This window comes from uncultured Maricaulis sp. (assembly GCF_963976135.1).
Taxonomy (GTDB): domain Bacteria; phylum Pseudomonadota; class Alphaproteobacteria; order Caulobacterales; family Maricaulaceae; genus Maricaulis.
The window spans coordinates 1-23,976 of the sequence record NZ_CAXBKN010000012.1 but is presented as its reverse complement, the minus strand read 5'-3'; the positions used below and the strand labels follow the sequence as shown (position 1 = coordinate 23,976).

Genomic DNA, 23,976 nt, shown 5'->3' with positions numbered 1-23,976 from the left:
TGATGTGCGATCTTACTCGCTGAAAAGTTCGGATATCGAAAGCGTCGCCTCCTCCCGGGAGGCGTCGGCATAGGTGCCGATCCAGATGTCGTAATTTCCCGATTGTGGCGCGGCAAAGCGGATCGACGGATTGAGGCCGTCGCCACTGTCATCATCGCAGTGCCAATTGCCGTCCGGTGTCTGGATCACCAGTGTGGTGTCGACCTCGGCATCAACCGAGATGATCAATGGCAAGGAAGCGGAATTGTAGAAAAGATTGAAGTCGGGCATGGCGGCGATGAAACCATCGCAGTCTTGACCGCGCGCCTCGCTGGCATCGATCGGGCCACCGGTCGGCAGGCGGACACGGTAGGGGTCGGGTGTGAAACCCGCAGACAGCGAGGCATTGCCGGCGCTCGGCATGGGGGACGGGTTGTCCGCGGCGGCGACGCCGCCCGATGCGATCATTGCGATTAAAACTGCGGACAGTCTGATCATTCAAATCCCCGATACCCCTGGCCCGCCATTTCCGGATCCGGCCAGTTGCCCACAATTGAGCATGCTTTGCAGAGGATATCATCTGAAAACAGGTGAACTGAACCGCGACTGAACGCCGCCGCCTCCAAAGGGGCCGGGTTCAGTCGCAATTCGGGATTTGCGGGCAATCGCGCCTAGCGCGGCGCCATCACCATCACCATCAGCCGGCCTTCGAGCTTGGGCTCGAATTCGACTTTGGCGACTTCGGCGAAGTCTTCCTTGACGCGGCGCATGATGTCCATGCCGCGATCCTGGTGAGCCATTTCACGGCCCCGGAATCGCAGGGTAATCTTCACCTTGTCGCCGGATTCGAAGAAGCGGTGCATCGCTTTGGTTTTCACCTGATAGTCGTGCACATCGATATTGGGCCGCATCTTGATCTCTTTGATCTCGACGGTTTTCTGCTTCTTGCGAGCTTCGGCCTTTTTCTTCTGTTCCTGGTATTTCAGCTTGCCATAATCGATGATTTTGCAAACGGGCGGATCAGCGTTCGGTGAGACTTCCACAAGGTCGAGTCCGGCCTGTGCGGCCGCCTCAAGAGCGGCCTCGGTCGGCACGATCCCCTGCTTCTCTCCATGTTCGTCGATCAGAAGCACCCGCGGTACGCGGATGTCTAGATTCATACGCGGTCCGTCTTTTTTTGGCGGTTGCGCAGATTGTGGTCTACGGGCTATGGCCGCTTCTCCCTTATGGCCTGCGAGCAATACTTAGTAATCCTCCGGCGGCGCAGCTGGATCAAGCCCAAACTGGCTCAAATGAGCCGCCACCCTGCCGGAGAGCCGCGCACTATGGTGAAATGATCACATTAAGCAAGCGTCGCACGCGGTTCACGCCGCAGCTGTGCGGTCAGAAAACCCGCCTGCGAAGCGCATCGCGGCGATCGCCTCGGATGGTGCGACCTGCGCCAGAACGGGCGCGTGCATCAAAATCACCGGTGCATCGCCGCGCGGCGCATTCAATGCCGGGTCCGTAACGCCGGCATAGAGCGCCAGAGCCGGCGCGCCGGCCGCGACCAGAAGGTGAAGCAGCGGCGTATCCTCACCGAAGACAAAGCGCGTGCGGCGGGCAAGGCCGGCAAGCTGGGGCAGTTTCGCCTTGCCGGTAATGTCGCGCGCGCCCGGGGCAACCTGCGAGACATAACGGCCGATTTCGCGGGTGTCCGGGCCACCGACCAGGGCCGGTGTAATGCCGGCCTGCAGCAATTCATGCGCCAGGTTGGCCCATTTCTCGCGCGGCCAGCGCAAGGGCGGCTTGACCTCTTCGCCGGCCGGCGCGAGCAGGGCAAAGGGGCCGTTCAGGCCAAAATATTCCGGATCGAGCATGCGCGATTTGCGTGCCAGGAAATCGACCCAGCTCGCGTCCGGCGATGGCGCGCCGCCGAGGGGGAAATAGGTCGGGCCGCTGCCGATCGCCGCATTGAGCACGCCGGCCAGCTCGTCGACCGGGTGTTCGCTCGATCTGCGCGTCGGGAGGATTTCCACCCAGTCACATTTTGAAAAGCGGAACAGGCCCTTGAGTTTTCGCGAAATGGCATCGCCGACCAGATCGTAGACCCGGGCCGGATGCGCGGACTTCAGGCGCTTGTCACGCGCAACCGTTTGCGGCCGTCCTTCGGGCCGGGCATCGATCTCGATCGCATTGAAGAACGGGCTGTGTTTGAGGAAGGACTCGTATTCCGGTGTTGTCAGCAGCACGATCCGGTCACGCTTGTGCGCCTGGCGGAGTGTTTTCGCCGAAGCGAGCATCCGCACGGTCGACGTCAAATCCCCCCAATGCAGGACATAAATGGTATCGCGTTGCGGTTCGATCATGGCTGCGAGCTTAGAGCCTCTTCATAAACGCGCAAAGTCGCAGCTTGCAGGGCGCGTGTCGAGAACTGTGTCCGGACATGACGGGCGGCCTGCGCGCCGATTTCGCTGCGTTGCGCCTTCGTCATCGACACGGCTTCCCGGATGGCCTCGGCCAGTGCTGCCGGATTGCCGGGTTCGACCCGCCAGCCGGTCTGGCCCGGCAGGACGACTTCGCGGGCACCGCCATGATCGGCGGCGATCACCGGGACATGCATGGCACCGGCCTCGGCGGCGGTGCGGCCGAAGGCTTCAGGCTCGACCGAGGGGGCCAGCGCGATATCCGCCAGCGCGAAGGCGGCGGGCATGTCGCTGCAATGGCCGACAATCCGCACATCGCCAGACAGGTCATGCTGACGGATCAGGGTCTCAAGTTCGGCGAGATAGCCATCGCGGCCCTGGGCATCGCCGGCCAGCAGGGTCAGCGGCAGGGCGAGGCCGTCGGCCTTGAGCTGGCCGAGCGCGGCGAGGGTTTCGCGCTGTCCCTTCCAGCCGGTCAGCCGGGCCGGGAAAAGCGCGATCAACCGGTCTGACGGCCAGGCGATATCCCAGGATGCGGCGAGTCCGGCGACGCGGTCCGGTGCAATCACCTGCGGATCGAAGCGGTCGAGATCGACCCCGCGCGGGATCACGCGGACGCGATCGGCGGCAAAGGGGTGCTGGGTGCGGATATGGGCCGCGATAAATTGCGAATTCGCGATCACCAGCTCACCGCGGGCCATGATCGCATTATACCAGCGTTTCAGCCCGGTCTTGCCGTTATAGGTGCCATGATAGGTGGTGATGAAATGCGCGCCTGTGCGGTCGGCGGCCCATTTGGCGCTCCAGGCGGGCGCGCGTGAGCGGGCATGGATCAAATCGATTTTCTCGGCCCGCACGATGCGGGCGAGGCGTTCGGCATTGCGCCAGACGGTCCAGGGGTTCTTGCTGCCCATGGGAAGGCGGATCAATTCACCGCCAAGGGCCGCCAATTCGCCTTCGAGCCGGCCACCCTGGCTGGCCACCAGGGCGCGCCCGCCAGCCGCGACAACCGCCTGCGCCACTTCCAGGGTGGTGCGTTCGGCGCCGCCAGCCTCGAGCTGGGGAATGACCTGGAGAAGATTCATGGCGTGGCGGCGCTATCGGATTTGCAAATCGTGGACAGGTCCGGGTTTTTTCACAAGCGCGCGCCTGTGACAAACGAATCCGCAGCGAGCCTGGCCCGCTTGCTGCCCGGCCCGGTCGTACTCAGCCCCGGTCACACAATGACGGAAATCTTGAATAGACCCCCGCCGTCGTCATGCTACGGCTCCGGACCGGTCTCGTGTGCAGGAGCAAGGGTGATGCGGGAAAACAGTTTCGAGCGGAGTGGGTACCGGATCACCGACCAGCGCAGCGCCTTTGACCTCGCCTCGGCCCACCGTCTGCTGAGCACATCCTACTGGTCGCCGGGTATTCCGCCGGAAACGGTCGCGAAAGCCGCGGCCAATGCCTGGACCTTCTGCCTGCTCGCGCCCGATGGCGAATTTGCCGGCATGGCGCGTTTCATCACCGACCGGGCGACCTTCGCCTATCTCGCTGACGTCATCATTGACCCGGCCCATCGCGGCCATGGCCTGGGCAAATGGCTGGTGGAGTGCCTGCACAGTCTGCCCGAGATCCAGGCCTGCCGCCGTTTGATGCTGATGACCGCCGATGCCCAGCCACTCTATGCCAGGTTTGGCTATACGCCGCTGAAATCACCCGAGCGCGCCATGGAAGTCTCCCGCCCCGACCCCTACCGTGCCGACCCTCTCCGCCAAGCCGAACCGCTCACGGGCGCTGAACCGGCGATGGACCGGGCCGCGTGTGGTGATTAATCTGCCCGCCATCGCCCTGCCGCAAAACCGGATGCCCCGATGCGTGTTTTCCTCTCCGCCTGCCTTCTCACTCTCGCCATCAGCCCGGCTCACGCCCAGACCCCGGCGATCGAGATCGAGACGGCGCGTTATCTCGACTGCCTCGACCGGGTCGAAACCGAGCAGGACCAGGCGTTCGAAGACGCCCTGAGCTGGCGGATGGAGGGTGGTGGCTGGCCGGCGGCCCATTGCGAGGCGCGCGCCCTGGTCGCACTCGGCGATGTGATGGCCGGCGCCTCGACGCTGGAAGAACTGGCCAATACCGAAGCGGGCGGCCGCGACCGGTCAATCCGCACCGCCATGCTGGTCGAGGCCGGCAAGGCCTGGCTGACGGTCGAGCGCAGCGAAGACGCGCAGCGTGCTTTCCAGTCCGCGCTTGATCTGGTGCCCGACGATCTCGACGCCCTGCTCGGGGAGGCCAGGACCGGTCTGGCGCTGGAGGATTGGGCGCTGGCGCAAACCGCTGCTGCGGCGGCCATCGCCCAGGCACCGGATCTGGCCGAGGCCTGGCGCTTGCGCGCCGCGGCGCGGCTTGAAACCGGGACGCTCGATGGCGCCTGGCAGGATATGGAAACGGCGCGGGAGATCGCACCGGACAATATCGAAATTCTGGTCCTGCGGGGCCGGATCAATGAAGCCCGCCGGCTCGCGGCGCTGAGCGAAGGCTAGTCGCGCCTAGCCGTCCGCGTGCGCCGCCAGCACGCTGCGCCATTCGTCCAGCACATCGGCATCGTCCTCATCGCCCGGACCGGCCATGGCCAGCGCGTGCGCCTCCTGCGGTGCCAGTTGCGACAGGGCCCAGATGGCCGCGCCGCGCACCATGGCGTCTTCGTCCTGAATACTGGCGCGGACCGCGGGCAGCAGGGTCAGGTCCTGCGAATTGCCGATCGCGATCATCACATTTCGCACGAATCTGCCCCGCCCGATTCGCTTGACAGGCGAGGCGGTGAAGACTTGGCGGAAACTCTCGTCATCGAGCGCCGCGAGCTCGCTGAGCAGCGGTCCCTTGAGCTCCGGGCGCGGGTGGAAGGCCATTTCCGCGGTCACCGCGGCGAACTTGTTCCACGGGCACACCGCCAGGCAGTCATCACAGCCATAGATGCGATTGCCCATTGCGGCGCGAAATTCGATCGGGATCGGGCCCTTGTGCTCGATGGTGAGATAGGAAATACAGCGCCGCGCATCGAGCCGGTAGGGGCCGGGAAAGGCCTTTGTCGGGCAGATTTCGAGACAGGCTGTGCACGTGCCGCAATGATCGGTTTCCGGCGCGTCGGGCTCGAGCTCGGCCGCCGTCAGCATGACGCCGAGGAACAGCCAGGAACCATGTGTCCGGCTGACCAGATTGGTATGCTTGCCCTGCCAGCCCAGCCCGGATTTTGCCGCCAGCGGCTTTTCCATCAACGGCGCGGTATCGACAAACACCTTCACCTCGGCGCCGGTCTTGTCGACAAAGGCGCGGGCGAAATGCTTCAGCCGCTTCTTCATCAGGTCGTGATAATCGGTGTTCTGCGCATAGACCGAGATTACGCCTTCGGACTTGCGTTCCAGCGCGGTGAGCGGATCGTGATCGGGGCCGTAATTGAGCGCCACCACCACGGCCGATTTCGCATCGGGCCACATCGCGGTCGGATGCTGGCGCCGCGCGAGCGTCTCCGCCATCCAGCCCATCTCGCCATGCATGCCGCCGGCAACAAACTCCGCCAGCCGCTCACCCGCCTCCCAGGCCTCATCGGCACGGCAGATGCGGACGGTGGTGAAGCCGGAGGCGAGGGCTTCGGCTTTCAGCGCGGCGGTGTGCATGGGGTGGATATTAGCGGGAAGAGGCCGGGGGTGATAGCTGGCAGGGCATGGGGTGGGACTGAATACAGGGCTATCGCGGCGCCAGCCTGTCGGCCAGGCGTGCCATCAGGTCCATGCGTTCGTGGAAGATCGCGACGATCAGCGCAGGAGCAGTCTCGCGCGGCAGGCAGAAGACGTAATGATGCTCGCAGCGCGCCATGCGCAGCGCCGGGTAGAGCGCGCTCATGTCCCTGAAACTTCCCTGGCCGGTCGCCAGGCGGGCAATGCCGCTCTCCAGCCCGGCCATATATCGGCGCAGCTGCGCGTCGCCCCATTGCTGGCGTGTGTAGTGGATGATTCCGCGTATATCGGCTTCCGCCGCATCCGTCAGAACATAATTGTGCCGGGTCAAGCGCGGCGGCCTGCCGCCAGTTCTTCATCGAGAATTTCGCCGATGCTCCGGGCGGACACCTTTCCCGCCTGAGCCTCTTCGATGCGCGATTCCAGCAGGGTCTTCAGCTCCTGCCATGCCCGCTCGGCATCCGTATCGCCGGGGAATAGCCGTTCGAGTGCATACTGCTTGATCGTCTTGCCCTGCAGGGCAGCCAGCGCCTTCAGGCTCTGGTGCTGCTGGTCGGTCATGTCGATGGTCAGGCGGCTCATGTGACAAACTCCGTCAATCCCCACAAACCCACATTAGCACATATACAGGAGCACCGTTACCCGCCAATTCTCCCTCAGAAATCCAGATCCGCATAATGCGCCGAAGGCTGGGTGCCGGGCAATTTATCGGTGAGCAGGCCGCGGAAGGCGGGGCGGCATTTCACCCGCAGATACCATTGCTTGACCGGCTCGAACTCGTCCCAGGGGACATCGCCGAGATAATCGACACAGGACAGATGCGCCGCGGCGGCGATATCGGCCAGCGTGTAGCGCGGGCCGGCGAGGCCATCGCGGCTTTCCAGCAGCCAGGCCATATGATCGAGATGCCAGCGCAAATGCTCGCGGCCCTGGCGGATCGCGGCCGGGTCGGGCGAGCCGAGGCCCTGGACGCGTTTTTCCAGTTTTTCGTGCAGGAGATAGGCATTCACCTCGCCGTCGAACTTGCGGTCGAACCAGTCCATCAACCGCCGGGCCTCGGCGCGGTCGGCCGGTCCGCCGGGCAGGAGGCAGGGGCTGGGCGAGGTCTCCTCAAGATATTCCAGGATGGCGCGGGTTTCGATGATGACGCGGCGGCCACCGCCGGATTCGTCCACCAGAACAGGCGTCGTGCCGGCCGGATTGAGCGATTGCAGATGGTCGGCCTGCTCCCACGGCGTCTCGAGCTGAAGCTGGTGCTTCAGGGATTTCTCGTCGAGGGCCACACGGACCTGGCGCGAGAAGGGATCGAGGGGCCAGAAATGGAGAACGCGCATGGCGTCAGACTAATCCGGTTTCGCTTAACGACTAATGTTCATGATTGGGCGCAAGCCCGGCGCGGAAGAAAGCGGTGCCGTGCGGCTCGGCGGCCCCGTGCGGGTCGGCATGGATCATGATGTCAGCGGCCGGATAGACCGCCATCAAACGCCGCTCGCACTCGACCTCGATCTCGTGCGCCTCGCGCAGGCTGAGATCGGCGGGCAGGCCGAGATGGAACTGGATGTGCACCAGGGGGCCCGAAGCCCGGGTGCGCAATTGATGCAGGTCGATAATGCGCGGATCCTCGCCAAGCGCGAGCTGGCGGATGCGTTCGCGCTCCTCATCGGGCAATTCGCGGTCCATCAATTGATCGAGCGCACCCCTGGCAACGCCCCAGGCGGTGATGCCGAGCCAGACGGCCACGCCGAGCGCGACAGCGGCATCGAGCCAGAGCCAGCCGAGAAAGACAGAGCCGGCAATGCCGGCCATGACGGCGAGATTGGCACCGAGATCGGAATAATAATGAGCCCGGTCGCCCTCGACCGCGATCGAGCCCGTCTGCTCGACCGCCCGTGTCTGGATGATGACCAGGCCGATGGTCAGCACGATCGACAGGACCATCACAGCCAGGGCCCAGCCGCTGGCCTGGATCTCGACCGGTTCAAGTACGTGCTGAATACCTTCGCGGAACAGCAGCGCTGCCGAGGCCGCCACGAAAATCGCCTGCATCACGCCGGCAAAGGCCTCCGCCTTGCCGTGGCCATAACGGTGTTCGGCATCGGCCGGTTCGGCGGCATAGCGCACGGCGAACAAGACGGTCAGCGAGGCGGTCAGATCCAGCGCGCTGTCGGCCAGCGAGGCGAGCAGGGCGACCGAGCCGGACAGATACCAGACGATGGCCTTGGTCACGACCAGCACCACGGCGACCGCAACCGAGGCGGAGGTCGCCAGGCCGGTGACGCGGCGCGCCTCGGCCGGTGCGAGGCGGCCCGGGCCGCCGGAATCGTGGGAAAGATCGTGGGGCATGACGTAAAACCTCTCAGCCAGCTTTATGGCGCACTGACAAGGCGCGTCAATGCGGGGCGGGGGCGCAAATGCACGCCTCGATCCAGTCGAGCGCCGCGCGCTGGTCCACCGCGGTCGCGATTTGCACCGGCCGGCCGTGGGGGCTTTCTCGCAGCAGGCCCGGGAAGCTCGCATCATCGGACAATTCCAGTGCCAGCGTCTGGAGATTGAACACGCCGGGCTCGGCCAGCGCCGCAATGGCGAGCGCGTCATGCGGGTAGCAGCCATCAATACCGTCACTGGCGCGATAACTGTCCATATAGTGGTTATGCGCCCGTTGCAGGAAGCGCGTCAGCGGCGTGCCGGCCGCTTCAGCAATCGCAGCGAGGCGCGCCCGGCGCAAGACCACATGGCGGCAGGTGTCGAGAGGGATGACGGTCAGGCGCGGCGCTGAAGCCAGCACGCCGCGCACCGCCTCCAGGTCGGAACCGAAATTGAATTCCACTGTGCCGCGCCGGGAGGGCGGAATACCCAGGGCTCCGCCCATGCAGATAATCCGGTCGAGACCGTCAAAGGCATCGGGATAAAGGCGCAGCGAAATGGCGAGATTGGTCAGCGGTCCGATACAGATGATCGCATCATCCGCCCCGGCCTCGCGCGCGAATGCGGCAATCCGCCGGGCACAGACCTCCGGCCCGTCTTCCTGCACATGCCCTGCCTCATAGCCAAGCACATGCCCGGCTGTCGCCCCGCCCAGCCCGTCCTCGCCATGGATTACCCGCGCATCGCGCCAGCTGCCGATCAGGGGCGCCACCGCGCCCACACTGATGGTGATGTGCGGCGGCGCGAAAAAGGATTGCACCAGCGCCGCATTGCGGGCCGCCTTGCGCGGCGCGACATTGCCGAACACGGTCGTGATCCCGGCCAGCTCAAAGCGCGGCGATGCGAATGCGCAGGCAATTGCCAGCGCATCATCGACGCCGCCATCCGTGTCGATCCAGACCTTCATGCCCCTGCTCCCGGCCCGCTCTGGCCGGCCGGTGACAATCCACTGGCCAAGCCCCGGCAAGTGATCGAAGATGCCGTCAAATCAAGCAAAACGGCCATCATGACCCTGATCCATCTTGTCGTCCTCGCCCTGATTCAGGGTATCACCGAATTCCTGCCGATCAGCTCTTCGGCGCACCTGATCCTCACCCCCGCCTTGCTGGGCGAGGCCGATCAGGGCCCCCTGATCGATGTCATGGCCCATGGCGGCACCCTGCTGGCGGTGCTGGTCTATTTCTGGCGTGATATCCGCGATGTCGCCATCGGCAAATTCGCCCTGCTGACCGGCCGCATCACACCAGGCGGGCGCCTCGCCCTGCTGGTTGCCGTCTCGCTGCCACCGGTACTGATTTTCGGCGGCGCGCTGTTCGCCCTCAACCTGGTCGACGCCCTGCGCTCGCCCTTGGTGATCGCGATCTCAACCCTTCTCTTTGCCGTCCCGCTCTGGCTCGCCGATCGCTATGGCCCCAGCGTCAAATCCATCGAGACCATGACATTCAGGGACGCCGCGCTGATTGGCCTCGCCCAGGCCGCCGCCCTCATCCCCGGCGCCTCACGTTCCGGCGTCACCATGACCGCCGGCCGCGCGCTCGGTCTCGGCCGCAGCGAGAGCGCGAGGTTTTCCATGCTGATGTCGATCCCGGTCATTGCCGCCTTCGCCGTGATCTCGGTGATCGAGTTGATGGGCGAATCCGGCACCGGCGCGGCTGATTTGCATGACGGCCTGATCGTCGCCGGCCTGTCCTTCGTCTCGGCGCTGGGCGCGATTGCGGTCCTGATGCGCCTGGTCGACCGGGTCGGGTTTCTGCCGTTTGTGATCTACCGCATCGCGCTGGGGGTGGGGTTGCTGGCCTGGCTGGCGATGTAGCGCGAGGCGGCTTATCCCCGCCCCGCCTGCCCCGTGCGACAATCCTCAGGCTCTTTGAACCCGTGAATCACCCACCCCGTATCCGGCCACCCGCCGGGCGATGGACTTTCCCCGTTCCAGCGCACCCGCGGTAATAATAGTCGTAATAGCAGCCGGTTTTCCCGAGTCCCGTAAAATTTTCCGGAGGGCCTAACCCGCTGCCATCGCCGTCAGTGTTCGAAATGTCCGATCAGCTCAAGATCTGCAAGTTCGGCAGAGGGATTATGAATTGGCCGCCGCGGCGGCGATACTCGGCCTGTTGCTCGATGATTTCTTCGGCAAAATTCCAGGCCAGGATCAGCAGGTAATCAGGCTGGTCCACAAGCAATTGCCCGGGCGGAAATATCTCCAGATGGTTGCCGCCCATATATTTTCCGTGTTTGTCCGGACTGCGGTCAACAATGTAATCGAGCTGGTCCCGGCCAATGCCGCAATAGGCCAGCAGGGTCGTGGCCTTGGCCGCAGCGCCATAGCCCACCACCCGTAACCCCGTCGCCTTTGCCTCATCCAGCCAAGCCACCAGCTCTGATCTGACGCGCCGGGCCTGCGTCTCGAGGCCGGTATAGAGGTCAGGCTCCTTGATCCTCACGGCCTGCTCGCGCCCGAGATGCGCAGCGATGGACCCGTCCGTGGTGACGGGTGAGCGGGAGACGAATATCCGTATCGAGCCGCCATGGATATCGAGGGGCTGGATCCGGTTGAGGAAAAGCCCGTGCCGTTCAAACAGCGATTTCAGTGCTGTGACCGAATAATAGAAAACATGCTGATGATAAATCGTATCGAACTCGGTCTTTCCGATCAGATCCAGCAGGTATGGCGTTTCAATCACCGCGACACCATCGCGCTTCAGGATGGTGGCAATGCCCGCCGCGAAATCGTTGATTTCGGGGACATGCGCCAGGACATTATTGGCGAGGAAGAGATCGGCGGTGATGCCCTCGACGTCGCGGAGATGTTCGGCCAGGGCCAGATTGAAGAAGGCGCAGCGCGTCGGAACGCCGATGGCATTGGCGCGTCCGGCCTGGCCGCTCGCCGGATCGATCCCCAGCACCGGTATGCCCGCAGACGCGAAATGGCGCAGCAGATATCCGTCATTGCTCGCGGCCTCGATGACCTGTGAGGCCGGGCCGAGCTGTTGCGTTTCAATCAGTGAGCGGGCGCTCATTTCGAAATGGCGCATCAGCTGCGGCGACACCGAGGAATAATACGGGTAATCATTGCCGAAGAGCAGGTCGGGGGGCACGGTCCCGGAGAGCTGAACGAGGCTGCAATCGGCGCAAGTGATCAGTGCGAGCGGGGCTGTCGGCTCGCTATCACCCGGCTCCTTCCGATGCAGCAATCGGTCCGCCAAGGGGGTCACGCCCAGCGATATCGCCGGGAATACCGCCTCGCTCTGGCAGGACCTGCAGCGGGACACCGGTTCAAACATCGGCCTCGGCCTGGTCGCCATGCGGCCGTGCACGGTCGCGCCAGTTCAGCTCTGAATCGAGTTTGCCCGCGTCCATCAGATCGATGATCCGGGCGAGACGGCTATAACGCACCCCCTCGAAATCGCCGGTGCGCAGCCCCACCCCGGTATAGGCCCGGAATAGCTGATCAACCCCGCGCTGCACCGACCATTGGGGTTCAAATCCGGGCAAGCCGTTTTCAGCCTTGGAGAAATTGACATTGTACGAGCGTTCATCGGGCGAGGCACCATCAGCCATTTCAACGCGCGACCCTGGAACTGTATCGGCAATCATGTCGGCGATCTGGAATATCTGATAATTGTCGACAGTCTGGCCGATATTGAAAACTTCATTCCTGACGAGACCGGCTTCGGCCGTGGCGGCAGCGATACAAGCCCGGCAGACATCCTCGATATGCACCAGCGGCCGCCAGGCCTGGCCGTCGCTCTTCAAATGCACCCGGCCCGTAGCCACGGCATAGGCGACCAGATTATTCACGACCAGGTCAAATCTGAGCATGGGGGCGAGGCCGTACACGGTCGCATGGCGCAGAAATACCGGACAGAAATCCGTGTCGACCAGCTCGGAAATTCCGTGTTCCGCCATCACTTTTGACCGGCCATAGGGCGTGACAGGGTTGAGCGGCGAGGTTTCGGAAATGATGGCTCCGTCCGACCTGCCATAAGTGCTGCAACTGGAGGACATCACAAAACGTGTGACACCGGCGGCCTTGGCGAGGCGCGCCAGTCGAACCGAGGCGCGATGATTGATTGCAAGGGTCAGCTCGGGATTGATGTCGCCCAGGGGGTCATTCGAGAGCGCGGCGAGGTGGATGACCGTGTCGAAACCGCGCAGGTCGTCAGCGGTGATCGCGCGTATATCCTTTCGCAACGACGCCGCCGCGGGCTGGAATTCTCCGAACGCGCAACCAGCATAATACCCTTGGTCCATGCCTTGGACAAAATGCCCTGCCTCAACCAGCATCGGGACCAGGATACTGCCGAAATAACCCCGGTCACCTGTGACCAGAATTCTGTGACCGCTCACCATGGGGCGCCTCCAGGCAGGTGTCCGTCTCGCGCCATCACTTCCAGTTTCTCGATGTCGGCCGGTGTATCCATGCAGTTCCAGAAGCCTTCATGCCGGTACGCCATGAGCTCTCCGTCCCGGGCCAGTGCCTGCAGCGGGCCCCGCTCAAATTGCGCCTCATCGCCGTTGATATAGTCCAGCACGCCAGGCTCGAGAACGAAGAAGGCACCATTGATCCAGCCTTCCCGCGCGGAAGGTTTTTCCTCAAAGGCCTCGACGCGATCAGCCTCGAGCGTCAGATGGCCAAACCTTGGTGGCGGGCGAACGGCGGTGACACTTGCCAGCCTGCCGTGCTGGCGATGGAAGCGAAGCAGCCGTTCAATGTCGAGATCGGCGAGGCCATCAGTCCAGGTGAGCATGAAGGTGTCATTCGCGAGATGGTGTTCGAGGCGTTTGATGCGGCCACCCGTTCCCGTTTCTGCGCCGGTCTCGACGCAGTCGACGGACCATCCCGAGCGCCAGGCCGGCTGGTTCGCCTGTACGGCAAGGCGGCGCTCGAAATGCGCCGCCACCTGGTCTGCCTTGAAACCCGTGGCGACCAGGAAGTCGCTATGTCCATATCCGGCATAGATCGCCATGACGCGCTCAATGACGGGTATGCCCGCGAGTTCGACCAGAGCCTTCGGCTTGTCCTTCCCGGCTTCACCCAGCCGCGAGCCCTGGCCACCCGCCAGGATCACGACCTTCACGGCGTGCACCTGTTGGCCGGTGGCGGCTGTCGATGGGGAGCCGGTCCGCGGGGGATCAAGCTGTCGTTCCGCAATAGGCGTCGGACAATTCCCGACGAATGCTGATCATCTCTGAATCGGATTTCAGGAAGAGGCATTGATCAATTTTGCGAAGCGCCTGATTGACCATCATCCGCGTCACAATATCCTTCGATGCTGCGGCTTCCACGACACGTTTGGCGATTGGTGCAAAGCGCCGGATATCGCCTTCGAGCGCGTTGCCATAGCGCGCCAGGAAGGCACGGGATCCGGTGCTGACCAGTCTGGCGCGGTCATCATGGGGAAGGTCGGCCAGACGGAACATGTTCAGATAGCCGTGAAACATGTCGACGATCGGCGTAATCCTCTCGAATGCATTCATCCTCGAATTATTCGGCAGCCCGCGCTGCTGGTCGAGCGAGAACAGATTGACCAGATGCTCCACGCGCCTCCCGGGCGAGCTGGCGCCGGGTGGCAGGCTGCGGCCGACGCGCGCCTGGTCGTTGAACGCGACCTTTCCGTAGATCGCGGCTTCACAGGCGAAAATATGGTCGCCGCCATAGCAGAAGGGTTGCGGCTGCATCCGGTCAAGCACGGTTTTGCGGTACAGAGCGAAGAAGCTGGAGGCCTGGCAGTATTTTGCAATGGCGTCAGACGCTCGCACCAGCGGGTCATCGTCCAGCAATGCGTAGAAATCCCAATTCGTCGGCTGACTGGCGAAAGGGGTACCATTGTCATCGACATACGCGGCGTGACCATAGGCCGTGCCCAGTTGCGCATCTCGCTCCAGCTCGCCGAGCAATACTTCGAGATAATTTTCGGAAACAAGGTCATTTCCGCTCAGAAGGGCAACGAATTCCGCCTCTGCGTTGATAAATGACTCATTGATGTTAGAAGTTTGCCCGACATTAAAACTGCGACGATGAGTTCTTATTTCAATATCTTTTTGCTGGGCCTTGCAGATGTCGAGCGTGTTGTCATCGGAGTTGTTGTCGAACACGTTTATTGAGAAGTTTCGAAACGTTTGGTTGTTCAGAGCGTTGATCGTAGCGCCAATGTGTTTCGCCTCATTGCGCACCGGTATGCAGACTTCAATTTTTGCGGTCATTACTTTTACCTGAAACATGTTGGGCCGGGTTTGGACCCTATCTACGCGGCCCCCAACTCCAGGACCTCGGTGTGTATGTCTAACTCGGCCAATTGGGCCCGTATCTCACGAGAATAGATTGGATTCAAAATAATGATGCGATCCGGACGCAGGGCTGGAAGTTCCTCGGGTGCCATGACGCGGTGAGCCGAGAGCGGAAGGAAGGTGCCGTTCTTGTGCGGGTTGATGTCGACTACGCCGTCTACCGCAATGCGGTCACCGCAAGTGGTCAGCAGTGCAACGGCCTTTGATCCACCTCCCCAGAGCACTGTCCGTTTACTATCTGACGCCGCGGCGCTCAACTGTTTCGACCATGTTTCGACTTGGGCATTCAAGCGGTTGCCGCTCTGCTGGTGCGCGAGCCGGTCACAACCCGCCCTCGGCGAAGGGCTTGGCCCGTTCAGTGCCGGGCGCGCCAGAAGGGTGAGATACTGGTCGCCATAGCTCAGCTCACAAGTGGAGACTTCGAAGCCATTCATCTCGAATAGAGCGCGCAGGGATTTTGCCGTGAAATAGGAGCAGTGCTCGTAATAGACGTCCCAAAACGCGCCTTCTTTCGCGATCCTCTCCCAGGATGGAACTTGGAAAAATACGATCGGGTCCCCCTGACTTCCGATCGCTGCGCGCAGAGCCCTGAGGAAATCGCCAACATCCTGGATGTGTTCAAGCGTATTGCGGCAACAAATGAAATCAGCGTCCGGCAAGCGGGTGCGTTCGTTGAACATCCGGGTCCGGACTTCATAGCTGCCGCGGCTGATCGCGGGAGCCCGATCCGCAGAAAAGGCCGGGTCAAACCCGATTCCCGTATTTTCGCCGGCCTCGCACAGGGCTGCGAGAAATTCGCCATGGCCGCATCCGATTTCAATGATTGTCTTGCGCTGCAAGCCATGGGCTTGCGCAAATTCGCGCGCCTGGGCCTGGAGGAAACGGCTATAGGTCCCGGAGAAAGCCTGGGTCGCTTCGTAATCACTCGAGTAGTCGACTTGAGCGGGATCGAATTTCGCATTCCAGACAAAGCCGCATGCGGTGCAGGCCAGCAGCTCCATATCCGCGGTGGCCACGTCTGCCGCTGCCGTTTTCGAGCGCAGGATACGCACGCTATTGGTCGGGATTTTGTCGACCCGGTAGTCGAGCGGAAATGACACGCCGGAACAGGCTGGGCAGGCCGACAAGTCATTGGGCGAGAAAGGGCGTTTCGCTGATTGTTCTGTCATGCCATTGTTCCAGCTTCTGGACGGAATGGACGGTTTATACTTAAATTCGGCAGGCAATCCACTGCAATCGGGGGGCGACCCGAAACGGCAAGACCGAATCGTCTTCCTGCTGTGGGGGTCGGCTGACCCTGGATTTAACCTGCCCCTGAGTGAGTGCGTCACCCATGAAATTTGCCTTCTCCCTTGCGACCGATAATCCTGATGTCGCAACCATCCTGTCCTTTGCGCGCGAAAACAGTTTCGACCGGGCCGAAGCCTACGTGTCCTCGCGCACCGGGAGCGGCGCCGGATATCCCGAGCTTCTCACCGCGCTGGCCGCCAGCCAGGCCGAGGCGGGGCGGTGGCAAGAGGCGCGTGAAAACTGCAAGCGCGCCGCCGCCCTGGACCCTCAGAACCCCAATCGTCATGCCCACCTGGGCTTCCTGCACTTCGCCGTGCGCGATTATGGCCGTGCGAGGCAGGCGCTGGAGCGGGCGATCGGGTTGGGTCGCGAAAAGGAGACGGATTATTCCGTCCTGTGCCTATCCTGTCTTCGGTCGCGCGATTTCGCCGCAGCGGCGAAGTATGGTGAGCGCCTGGTGCAGGCCTGGCCGAGCGGTGCCCGGAACGTGAAGCTCTATGCCGAAGTTCTCAGACTGTCCGGGGTGTCAGATGCGCCCCATATCGCGCTCCTGACCGCGGCCACAGCCTGCCTCATAGCCGGACAGCCGACGCCGGCCTTGCAGCTTTTGCAGAAGGCGAGGGAGTTGGCTCCTGGCGATGGCGGCACATGGTCACTGCTCGCGGTCGCCCATCGCGACTGCGGTTGCTATCAAGAGGCCGAACAATGTATGGAACAGGCCCTGCAACTGGGCAAAGGCTGCTGGCGAACCTACAATAGCCTCGGCTTGATCCTGCAGGAAACCTGCCGGCCAAGCGCTGCATTGGAAGCATTCAGAAACGCGGTGGAGCGCGAACCTTCCAATCCGATTCCTCTCGGCAATGCCGCCATGTCGATGCATTATATCGCGGGAATCCCGCCGGACCGGATCCGGACCGAAATCGATCACTACGCCCGGGCCGCAATGCAGGGCGTGACCGCGCCCGTTCCGTCTCCGGCGCGCAAACCCGGCAAGCCGCTCAGGGTCGGGCTTCTGTCGGGCAGTTTCCATCGACATCCTGCACTCTATTTGTCCCTGTCTGGCCTGGAAGCGATGGACCGGGAGGTCATCGAGCTGTTCGCCTATGCCAATGGCGGGCGGCGTGATGATTTCACCGGGCGCTTGCAAGGCGCGTGTTCGGCCTGGCGTGATATCCGTTCGGCTTCCGATGACGCCGTCGCCGAAAGGATGCGCGCGGACGGACTCGATATCCTGATCGATATGGCGGGCTCGAACCAGGGGCGCCCCGGTGTCATGGCTCGCAAGCCCGCGCCGGTGCAGATCAAATGGGTGGGTGGTCTCTACAATACGACCGGCATGACGTGTATCGACTGGCTCCTGGCCGATGCGGCCCAGCTCCCGGAGGCCGATGAATATCTCTATTCAGAAAACATCTACCGCTTGCCTGATGGTTATGTCGTCTATGACCCACCTGACTATGCGCCCGAGGTCGGCGAAGCGCCCGGTCTCGCCAATCAGCATGTGACGTTTTGCAGCTTCAACAATCCGGCCAAGATCAACGCGGAAATCGTCGGCGTCTGGGCCAGCATATTCAATCAGCTGCCGGATAGCCGGCTGATCCTGAAGGGCAGCGGTTTCACCTCGCTGGCGGCGCGGCGGCTGGTCCATGGCTGGTTCGAGAGCCACGGGATAGAGCGGCACCGCATTCTCATGGAGCCAGCCGTCCCGCACCGCGAGCTGCTCGACACCTATAACCGGTCCGATATCGCGCTCGATACCTGGCCATATTCCGGCGGGCTCACCACGTGCGAGGCGCTGTGGATGGGAAATCCGGTGGTGACGCTGCCCGGACCGACCTTCGCCGGGCGGCACTCAACCAGCCATCTCACCAATATCGGGCGCACGGAATGGATCGCAAATTCGCGAGATGATTATATTGCCAAGGCCGTAGCGTTGGCTCGCAACTTGCCCGCCCTGGACGAGATTCGCCGTTCGCTGCGCCATGAGGTAGCGGTGTCTCCGCTATGTGATGCCGTCGCCTTTGGCCAGAACCTGCAAACTGCGCTGCTGGATCTGGCCGCCCGCCGCTAGCCCGCCGCCATCGCCGGCTGGCGCTCAAGATGTGTGATCAGCCGAATGCCGGCTTGCGAGCAGGTAAGCGAACCGCCGAGATCGCCGGTCCATTCGCCGGCTTCGTGCATGGCGCCGACAGCGGTGCGCAGCCGCGCCGCCGCCTCGGTCTCGCCGAGACCGGCCTCGAATAATTGCGCCACGCTTTCGATCGCGCCGAAGGGGTTGGCCTTGTCCTGGCCGGCGATATCGGGAGCTGAGCCGTGGATGGGTTCGAACAGGCCGGGACGCTGGTCGCCGAGCGAGGCCGAGCCGAGCAGGCCGATCGAGCCGGGCAGCATGGAGGCCTCGTCGCTGAGAATGTCGCCGAACATATTCTCCGTCAGCACGACATCGAATGAGGCCGGGTCGCGCAGCAAGTGCATGGCGGCGGCATCGACATACATGTGGTCGAGCTCGATATCGGGATAGGTTTTGGCCCCCATCTCGCTGACGACGGAACGCCACAGACGGCTGGTTTCCAGCACATTGGCCTTGTCGACCGACATCAGTCTGCCGCGGCGCAGACGCGCCTGCCGGAAGGCGATATGGGCGACGCGCTCAATCTCGGCGCGGCTGTAGGCGCACTCATCGCTGGCATAGTCCTGGCGCTTCTGGCGGGCGCCGAAATAAATGCCGCCGGTCAGCTCGCGCACGATCAGCATGTCGACGCCGGCGACCAGTTCGGCGCGCAGGGGCGATTTGCCGGCCAGGGCCGGATGCACGCTGACAGGGCGAAGATTGGCATAGACCTGCAGCGCCTTGCGCAGACCGAGCAGGCCGGCCTCCGGCCGCGACGGCGCCTGGTCCCATTTCGGCCCGCCGACGGCACCAAGGAAAATCGCATCGCTGGCCTGGCAGGCTTTCAGCGTGTCAGCGGTCAGCGGCTCGCCGAACCGGTCGATCGAGGCGCCGCCAAAGGCGTGTTCGGAGAATGTCAGGCGGAAGCCGGACATCGCGGCGACGCATTCCATCGCCGCGCGGGCGACGGCGGTGACTTCCGGGCCGATCCCGTCGCCGGGCAAGAGGACGATTGAATAGGTTTTCATGCGCTGCGGGCCTCGTAAGCTGTGATGTCATCGCCGTGCGAGAGCAGGAAGCCGAGCGGGTCGGTGCCCTCGATCAGGCAATGCTTGGCGAAGGATTCGATCTCGAAATGAAAGCCCGGACCATTGCCCAGATCGACATATTGCCGCTCCAGATCGATCTTCACTTCCACGCCCTCATGCGCCAGTAGCCAGGCATGGGATTGCGGCGGCGCGACGATGGGCAGGATATTGTTCTTCGCCGCATTGGAGCGGAAGATATCGGCGATCTCGCTGGAGATCACGGCACGGACGCCGAACTCGTGCAGCGCCCAGGGCGCATGCTCGCGCGAGGAGCCGCAGCCGAAATTGCGTCCGGCCACGAGGATGGCGAATTCGCCCGTGTCGAGCGTGTTGAGGGCGCAATCGCTGCGTTCCTGGCCGTCCTTGTCATAGCGCCAGTCATGAAAGGCCAGCTTGCCAAGGCCCTCGCGCGTTGTCGTGGTCAGGAAACGCGCCGGGATGATCTGGTCGGTATCGATATCCTCCTGTGGCAACAGGAAGGTGCGGCTGTGCAGGTGCGCCAGTCCGGCCGGATTGTCAGACATGGGCGCTCTCCATCAGGCTGCGCGGGTCGGTGATGCGCCCGGTCACGGCGGCCGCAGCGGCCGTCGCCGGGCTGGCCAGCACGGTGCGCGCGCCGGGACCCTGGCGGCCCTCGAAATTGCGGTTGGAGGTCGAGACCACCAGCTCGCCGGCCTCGCCGCGATCACCATTCATGGCGATACACATCGAACAGCCCGGCTGGCGCCACTGGGCGCCGGAACCGATGAAGATCCGGTCGAGCCCTTCCGCTTCCGCCTGCTGGCGCACCTGCACCGAGCCGGGCACGATCAGCGCCCGCACACCCGGTGCCACCTGGCGGCCGCGCATGATTTCCGCCGCCTCGCGCAGATCGGTGATGCGCGAATTGGTGCACGAGCCGATGAAGACCTGGTTGACCCGGGTGCCGGCGATCGGCTGGCCGGCTTCGAACTGCATGTAATCGAGCGATTTCTGGTGCGACGCGGAGCGAGCCTCGGGCACATGGTCGCCAATGGCAATCCCGGTATCCGGCGCCGTGCCCCAGGTGACCATGGGGGTGATCTCGGCAGCGTCCATTTCGATCTCGCGATCAAAACTTGCGCCGGGATCGCTGGCCAACTGCGACCAGCGCTCAACGGCTTCGTCCCAGGCGGCACCCTGGGGGACGAGCTTGCGGCCTTTCAGCCAGGCAAAGGTGGTGGCGTCGGGCGCGATCATGCCGGCGCGGGCGCCGGCCTCGATCGACATATTGCAGACCGTCATCCGGCCTTCCATGTCGAGCGCCTCGATCGCCTCGCCGGCATATTCGATCACGCTGCCCGTGCCGCCATCAATGCCGAGCCGGGCAATGATCGCCAGCACGATATCCTTGGCCGACACACCTGGTCCGGTGCGGCCATTGACGGTGACACGCAGGGATTTCGGCTTGCGCTGCAACAGGCACTGGCTGGCGAGCACATGGCCCACTTCCGTGGTGCCAATGCCGAAGGCGAGCGCCCCGAAGGCGCCATGGGTGGCGGTATGGCTGTCGCCACAGACAACCGTCATCCCCGGCTGGGTCGCGCCCAGTTCCGGGCCCATCACATGCACGACACCGCGATAATCGCTGCCCCAGCCATGCAGCGGGATGGCATGGGCGGCGGCATTCGCTTCGAGCATCTCGACCTGGAGCTGCGCCGCCTCGGTGGCATAGGGCGGCGTCTCGCCGGCGCTGAAGTCCAGCGTCGGCGTCGAATGATCGATCGTCGCCAGGGTGCGGTCCGGACGGCGCACTTTCAGACCGCGCGCGGCCAGGGCCGAGAAGGCCTGCGGCGAGGTCACTTCATGGATCAGATGCAGGTCGATATAGAGCACGCCAGGCGTCCCGGCGGTTTCCGCCGAGACCTGGTGGCTGTCCCAGACTTTTTCGAACAGGGAACGCGGCGTGCCGTCGTCAGGCGACATGCTGGACCTCCATGCCATTGCCATGGGCCGGGTGCAGCCAGCCATGACGATCCGGGGTCTCGCCCGAGAACAGGCCGAAGAAGCGTTTCTGCATCAGCTCGGCAATCGGGCCGCGACCCTCGCAGCGCACGACATGACCATCGACCGAGCGCACCGGGGTGATTTCCGCAGCCGTGCCTGTGAAGAAGATCTCGTCGGCGACGTAGAGGCTTTCGCGCGACAGGGTCTGTTCGCGCACATCATAGCCTTCGGCCTCGGCCAGCTTGATCACCGCATCGCGGGTCAGGCCGGACAGGATGGAGGCCGAGGTCGGTGGCGTGCGGATAATGCCATCGGAGACGACGAAGATATTCTCGCCCGCACCTTCGGAGACCAGGCCATTGACGTCCAGGCCAATGCCCTCGTCAAAGCCGCGCGAATGCGCCTCATGGCTGATCAGCACCGAGGAGAGATAATTGCCGCCGGCCTTGGCCCCCGTCGGGATGGTGTTCGGGGCCGGACGGTTCCAGCTCGAGATGCAGCAATTAACGCCCTGGGTCAGGGCCTCCTCGCCGAGATAGGCACCCCAGGGGAAGGCGGCGATACAGACTTCGATCTTGGTGTCCTTGCCCGGCAGGACGCCGATCCCCCCATAGCCGAAAAAGGCCACGGGGCGGATATAGGCGTCCTTGAGGCGGTTGCAGCGGATCACTTGTTTGCAGGCCTCCTCGAGCTCGGCCTCGGTATAGGGCAGTGGCATGTGATAGACGCGCGCCGAGTCGAACAGACGCCGGACATGTTCCTTCAACCGGAAGATTTGCGGGCCGTTCGGCGTGTCGTAGCAGCGGATGCCCTCGAACACCGAGGTCCCGTAATGCAGCGCGTGGCTGAGCACATGCGTCTGGGCATCGTGCCAGTCGACCAGCTCGCCATTGCGCCAGATGAAATCGGTTTCCTGAATTGCCATGATATTTCTCCTGGTCAGACGGCGATTGCCGGTTGGGGGTGGGCTTCGCCGGTCGTGTCAAAGGCTTGACCCCGGTCGAGGGTAAACAAGAAGGCGTCGATCGCGGCGGTGACGACATCCGGGCCGCGGGCGCGGCCAGAGACGTGTGTGCCGTTGAGATCGAGCCGGATCTCGGCGACGAAATCGCGGCCGGCCGGCGAATTGACGAGCCGGGTCTCCAGACCGATCACTGTGGCCGTGGTGCCGGTAATGCGCTGCACTGCGGCGAAGGCCGAGGCCATCGGCCCGTCGCCTGAGGCGATGTCGGAGACGCGGCCGCGTTCGGGGTGTTCCAGCTCGACGCGGGCGAATTGTTGCGGTCTCGGCCCGGTTGTCGTGCGCAATTCGGTACGCAACACCGTCCATTGGCAACCGCTTTGAGAGCGGTGCTCCATCAGCGCCACCAGATCGGCATCGGTCGCTTCGCCATGCTCATCGGCATAGGCCTTGAAGGCGATGAAGGTGGTGTGGAGCGTGTCCGGATCGGGCTGATAGCCCAGCTGGGACAGGCGTTGGGCCAGGGCGTGCTTGCCCGAATGCTTGCCGAGTACCAGTGCGCTGCCCGGCGAGCCGACGCTTTCCGGTGTCATGATTTCATAGGTGCGCCGGTCCGACAGCATGCCGTGCTGGTGAATGCCGGCCTCATGCGAGAAGGCATTCTTGCCGACAATCGCCTTGTTCGGTGACAGCGCCGCCCCGGTAACCCGGGTCAGCTTCTGGCTCGCCGGCCACAGACCGGTCGTGTCCAGATGGGTGTCGACACCATAGATGTCGGCGCGCACCCGCAGGGCCATCACGACTTCCTCGAGCGAGCAATTGCCGGCGCGCTCGCCGATGCCATTGATCGAGCACTCGATCTGGCGGGCGCCGCCCTGGACGGCGGCCAGGCTGTTGGCGACGGCCAGGCCGAGATCATCATGGCAATGGGCCGAGAAGATCACGTGTTCCGGCCGCTCCACCTTTTCAGTCAGACTGGCAAACAGGGCCCGAATTTCGCCCGGTTCGCTGACACCGACCGTGTCGGGCACATTGAGAACATCCGCGCCGAAGCTGGCGGCGCAGCTCATGGCCTCGATCAGAAATTCAGGCTCGGTGCGCAGCGCATCCTCGGCTGAAAACTCGATTTCGTCGAAGCGTCCGCGCGCATGCAACAGCGCCTTCTCGATCGCCCGCAAGACTTCCAGACGGGACATTTTCAGCTTGGCTTCGCGGTGGATCGGGCTGGTGGCGAGGAAGACATGCAGGCGTTTGCGCCGTGCCGGCTCCAGCGCCCGCGCAGCCGCGTCGACATCAGCCTCGCTGGCCCGCGCCAGTGAGCAGATGGTCGGGCCGGTGATCTCCGAGGCGATCTGCCGGATCGCTTCGCTATCGCCAGGTGAAGCGGCGGCAAAGCCGGCCTCGATCGTGTCGACGCGGACACGCTCCAGCATGCGCGCAATCGCCAGCTTGTCCGACGGCGACATCGAGAAGCCGGGGGCCTGCTCGCCATCGCGCAGTGTGGTGTCGAAGATGTAGACGCGTTCATCGGTTTGCGGGGCGCGCATTACGGTTGGCTTGGACATTCAGCCCTCCATTCATTTGCATTGGCGGGGGCCATGCCCGCGGTGAAGTCCAGCGCCCCCACGGGGGCGGCGATTACCGCATGAACGTCGAACAGGCGTTCGATCTGGCGCGTCAGCACGTCGATCTGGCGCGCACCGCCGCGGGCGGCGACATCGACCGTGACCCGGGCGCTGCCATTGCTCGG

At 63.5% G+C, this 23,976-nt stretch carries 25 protein-coding genes; 4 read left to right on the top strand and 21 right to left on the bottom strand.

The window, feature by feature from the left end:
- Positions 1 to 12 precede the first annotated feature (12 nt).
- The 4 genes from AAC023_RS02990 to AAC023_RS02975 form a co-directional block, all read right to left on the bottom strand.
- Complete coding sequence (locus AAC023_RS02990) at positions 13 to 447, bottom strand: peptidase S1 (protein WP_339737980.1); 435 nt, start codon at positions 445 to 447, stop codon at positions 13 to 15.
- Positions 448 to 650: 203 nt separating this feature from the next.
- Positions 651 to 1,220: a translation initiation factor IF-3 gene (gene infC / locus AAC023_RS02985; protein WP_339737978.1), complete on the bottom strand. Its 570-nt coding sequence runs from the start codon at positions 1,218 to 1,220 to the stop codon at positions 651 to 653.
- 123 nt (positions 1,221 to 1,343) lie between these two features.
- Positions 1,344 to 2,327, bottom strand: coding sequence for a glycosyltransferase family 9 protein (locus tag AAC023_RS02980; protein WP_339737976.1), 984 nt, complete (start codon positions 2,325 to 2,327; stop codon positions 1,344 to 1,346).
- Positions 2,324 to 3,469 (bottom strand): glycosyltransferase family 4 protein, encoded by a 1,146-nt coding sequence (locus AAC023_RS02975; protein ID WP_339737974.1) that lies wholly within the window; start codon positions 3,467 to 3,469, stop codon positions 2,324 to 2,326. The genes AAC023_RS02980 and AAC023_RS02975 overlap by 4 nt, the downstream gene beginning before the upstream one ends.
- A gap of 216 nt (positions 3,470 to 3,685) precedes the next feature.
- Between AAC023_RS02975 and AAC023_RS02970 the strand changes: the two genes are divergently transcribed.
- Both AAC023_RS02970 and AAC023_RS02965 read left to right on the top strand, forming a co-directional pair.
- Entirely contained in the window at positions 3,686 to 4,201 is a 516-nt protein-coding gene (locus tag AAC023_RS02970; protein WP_339737972.1) for a GNAT family N-acetyltransferase, read from the top strand.
- Between the two features lie 39 nt (positions 4,202 to 4,240).
- Positions 4,241 to 4,909 carry a hypothetical protein gene (locus AAC023_RS02965; RefSeq protein WP_339737970.1) on the top strand — a complete coding sequence of 223 codons (669 nt, stop codon included), beginning with the start codon at positions 4,241 to 4,243 and terminating at the stop codon, positions 4,907 to 4,909.
- Positions 4,910 to 4,915: 6 nt separating this feature from the next.
- Here AAC023_RS02965 and queG read toward each other — a convergent pair whose 3' ends face one another.
- The 6 genes from queG to AAC023_RS02935 form a co-directional block, all read right to left on the bottom strand.
- A complete protein-coding gene (gene queG, locus AAC023_RS02960; protein ID WP_339737968.1) occupies positions 4,916 to 6,040 on the bottom strand; it encodes a tRNA epoxyqueuosine(34) reductase QueG in 1,125 nt (374 codons plus the stop codon).
- A gap of 70 nt (positions 6,041 to 6,110) precedes the next feature.
- A complete protein-coding gene (locus AAC023_RS02955; protein ID WP_339737966.1) occupies positions 6,111 to 6,431 on the bottom strand; it encodes a type II toxin-antitoxin system RelE/ParE family toxin in 321 nt (106 codons plus the stop codon).
- Positions 6,428 to 6,682 carry an antitoxin gene (locus tag AAC023_RS02950; RefSeq protein WP_339737964.1) on the bottom strand — a complete coding sequence of 85 codons (255 nt, stop codon included), beginning with the start codon at positions 6,680 to 6,682 and terminating at the stop codon, positions 6,428 to 6,430. Before AAC023_RS02950 ends, AAC023_RS02955 begins: the two co-directional genes overlap by 4 nt.
- A 74-nt stretch (positions 6,683 to 6,756) precedes the next feature.
- A complete protein-coding gene (locus tag AAC023_RS02945; RefSeq protein ID WP_339737961.1) occupies positions 6,757 to 7,434 on the bottom strand; it encodes a glutathione S-transferase family protein in 678 nt (225 codons plus the stop codon).
- A 31-nt stretch (positions 7,435 to 7,465) separates the two neighbouring features.
- On the bottom strand, positions 7,466 to 8,443 hold the full coding sequence (locus AAC023_RS02940; RefSeq protein ID WP_339737959.1) for a cation diffusion facilitator family transporter: 978 nt from the start codon (positions 8,441 to 8,443) through the stop codon (positions 7,466 to 7,468).
- Between the two features lie 46 nt (positions 8,444 to 8,489).
- Positions 8,490 to 9,431, bottom strand: a complete 942-nt coding sequence (locus AAC023_RS02935) for a nucleoside hydrolase (protein WP_339737957.1) — start codon at positions 9,429 to 9,431, stop codon at positions 8,490 to 8,492.
- A gap of 99 nt (positions 9,432 to 9,530) precedes the next feature.
- Here AAC023_RS02935 and AAC023_RS02930 point away from each other — a divergent pair, with 99 nt between their 5' ends.
- Positions 9,531 to 10,337 (top strand): undecaprenyl-diphosphate phosphatase, encoded by an 807-nt coding sequence (locus tag AAC023_RS02930; RefSeq protein WP_339737955.1) that lies wholly within the window; start codon positions 9,531 to 9,533, stop codon positions 10,335 to 10,337.
- 229 nt (positions 10,338 to 10,566) lie between these two features.
- Here AAC023_RS02930 and AAC023_RS02925 read toward each other — a convergent pair whose 3' ends face one another.
- From AAC023_RS02925 to AAC023_RS02905, 5 genes are read right to left on the bottom strand one after another with little or no spacing between them, the layout of a single operon-like run.
- The gene (locus AAC023_RS02925) at positions 10,567 to 11,805 is read right to left on the bottom strand and encodes a class I SAM-dependent methyltransferase (RefSeq protein ID WP_339737953.1); all 1,239 of its coding nucleotides are present in this window, start codon (positions 11,803 to 11,805) and stop codon (positions 10,567 to 10,569) included.
- Positions 11,798 to 12,874 (bottom strand): SDR family oxidoreductase, encoded by a 1,077-nt coding sequence (locus AAC023_RS02920; protein WP_339737951.1) that lies wholly within the window; start codon positions 12,872 to 12,874, stop codon positions 11,798 to 11,800. The genes AAC023_RS02925 and AAC023_RS02920 overlap by 8 nt, the downstream gene beginning before the upstream one ends.
- Positions 12,868 to 13,602 (bottom strand): sugar phosphate nucleotidyltransferase, encoded by a 735-nt coding sequence (locus AAC023_RS02915; protein ID WP_339737949.1) that lies wholly within the window; start codon positions 13,600 to 13,602, stop codon positions 12,868 to 12,870. Before AAC023_RS02915 ends, AAC023_RS02920 begins: the two co-directional genes overlap by 7 nt.
- A 55-nt stretch (positions 13,603 to 13,657) precedes the next feature.
- Positions 13,658 to 14,728 carry a glycosyltransferase family A protein gene (locus tag AAC023_RS02910; protein ID WP_339737947.1) on the bottom strand — a complete coding sequence of 357 codons (1,071 nt, stop codon included), beginning with the start codon at positions 14,726 to 14,728 and terminating at the stop codon, positions 13,658 to 13,660.
- 41 nt (positions 14,729 to 14,769) lie between these two features.
- Positions 14,770 to 15,981: a class I SAM-dependent methyltransferase gene (locus AAC023_RS02905; protein ID WP_339737945.1), complete on the bottom strand. Its 1,212-nt coding sequence runs from the start codon at positions 15,979 to 15,981 to the stop codon at positions 14,770 to 14,772.
- 164 nt (positions 15,982 to 16,145) lie between these two features.
- Here AAC023_RS02905 and AAC023_RS02900 point away from each other — a divergent pair, with 164 nt between their 5' ends.
- Entirely contained in the window at positions 16,146 to 18,173 is a 2,028-nt protein-coding gene (locus tag AAC023_RS02900) for a tetratricopeptide repeat protein (RefSeq protein WP_339737943.1), read from the top strand.
- Here AAC023_RS02900 and leuB read toward each other — a convergent pair.
- From leuB to AAC023_RS02870, 6 genes are all read right to left on the bottom strand, one after another.
- A complete protein-coding gene (gene leuB / locus AAC023_RS02895) occupies positions 18,170 to 19,240 on the bottom strand; it encodes a 3-isopropylmalate dehydrogenase (RefSeq protein ID WP_339737941.1) in 1,071 nt (356 codons plus the stop codon). The two genes, AAC023_RS02900 and leuB, sit on opposite strands and share 4 nt — an antisense overlap.
- A complete protein-coding gene (gene leuD / locus AAC023_RS02890; RefSeq protein ID WP_339737939.1) occupies positions 19,237 to 19,824 on the bottom strand; it encodes a 3-isopropylmalate dehydratase small subunit in 588 nt (195 codons plus the stop codon). Before leuD ends, leuB begins: the two co-directional genes overlap by 4 nt.
- Positions 19,817 to 21,244 carry a 3-isopropylmalate dehydratase large subunit gene (gene leuC / locus AAC023_RS02885; protein WP_339737937.1) on the bottom strand — a complete coding sequence of 476 codons (1,428 nt, stop codon included), beginning with the start codon at positions 21,242 to 21,244 and terminating at the stop codon, positions 19,817 to 19,819. Before leuC ends, leuD begins: the two co-directional genes overlap by 8 nt.
- On the bottom strand, positions 21,234 to 22,190 hold the full coding sequence (locus tag AAC023_RS02880; RefSeq protein ID WP_339737935.1) for a branched-chain amino acid transaminase: 957 nt from the start codon (positions 22,188 to 22,190) through the stop codon (positions 21,234 to 21,236). The genes leuC and AAC023_RS02880 overlap by 11 nt, the downstream gene beginning before the upstream one ends.
- Before the next feature lie 14 nt (positions 22,191 to 22,204).
- Complete coding sequence (locus AAC023_RS02875) at positions 22,205 to 23,791, bottom strand: 2-isopropylmalate synthase (RefSeq protein WP_339737933.1); 1,587 nt, start codon at positions 23,789 to 23,791, stop codon at positions 22,205 to 22,207.
- Positions 23,773 to 23,976, bottom strand: a 204-nt coding sequence (locus AAC023_RS02870) for an ACT domain-containing protein (RefSeq protein WP_339737931.1), incomplete at its 5' end; no start/stop codon positions are given. The genes AAC023_RS02870 and AAC023_RS02875, both read right to left, overlap by 19 nt.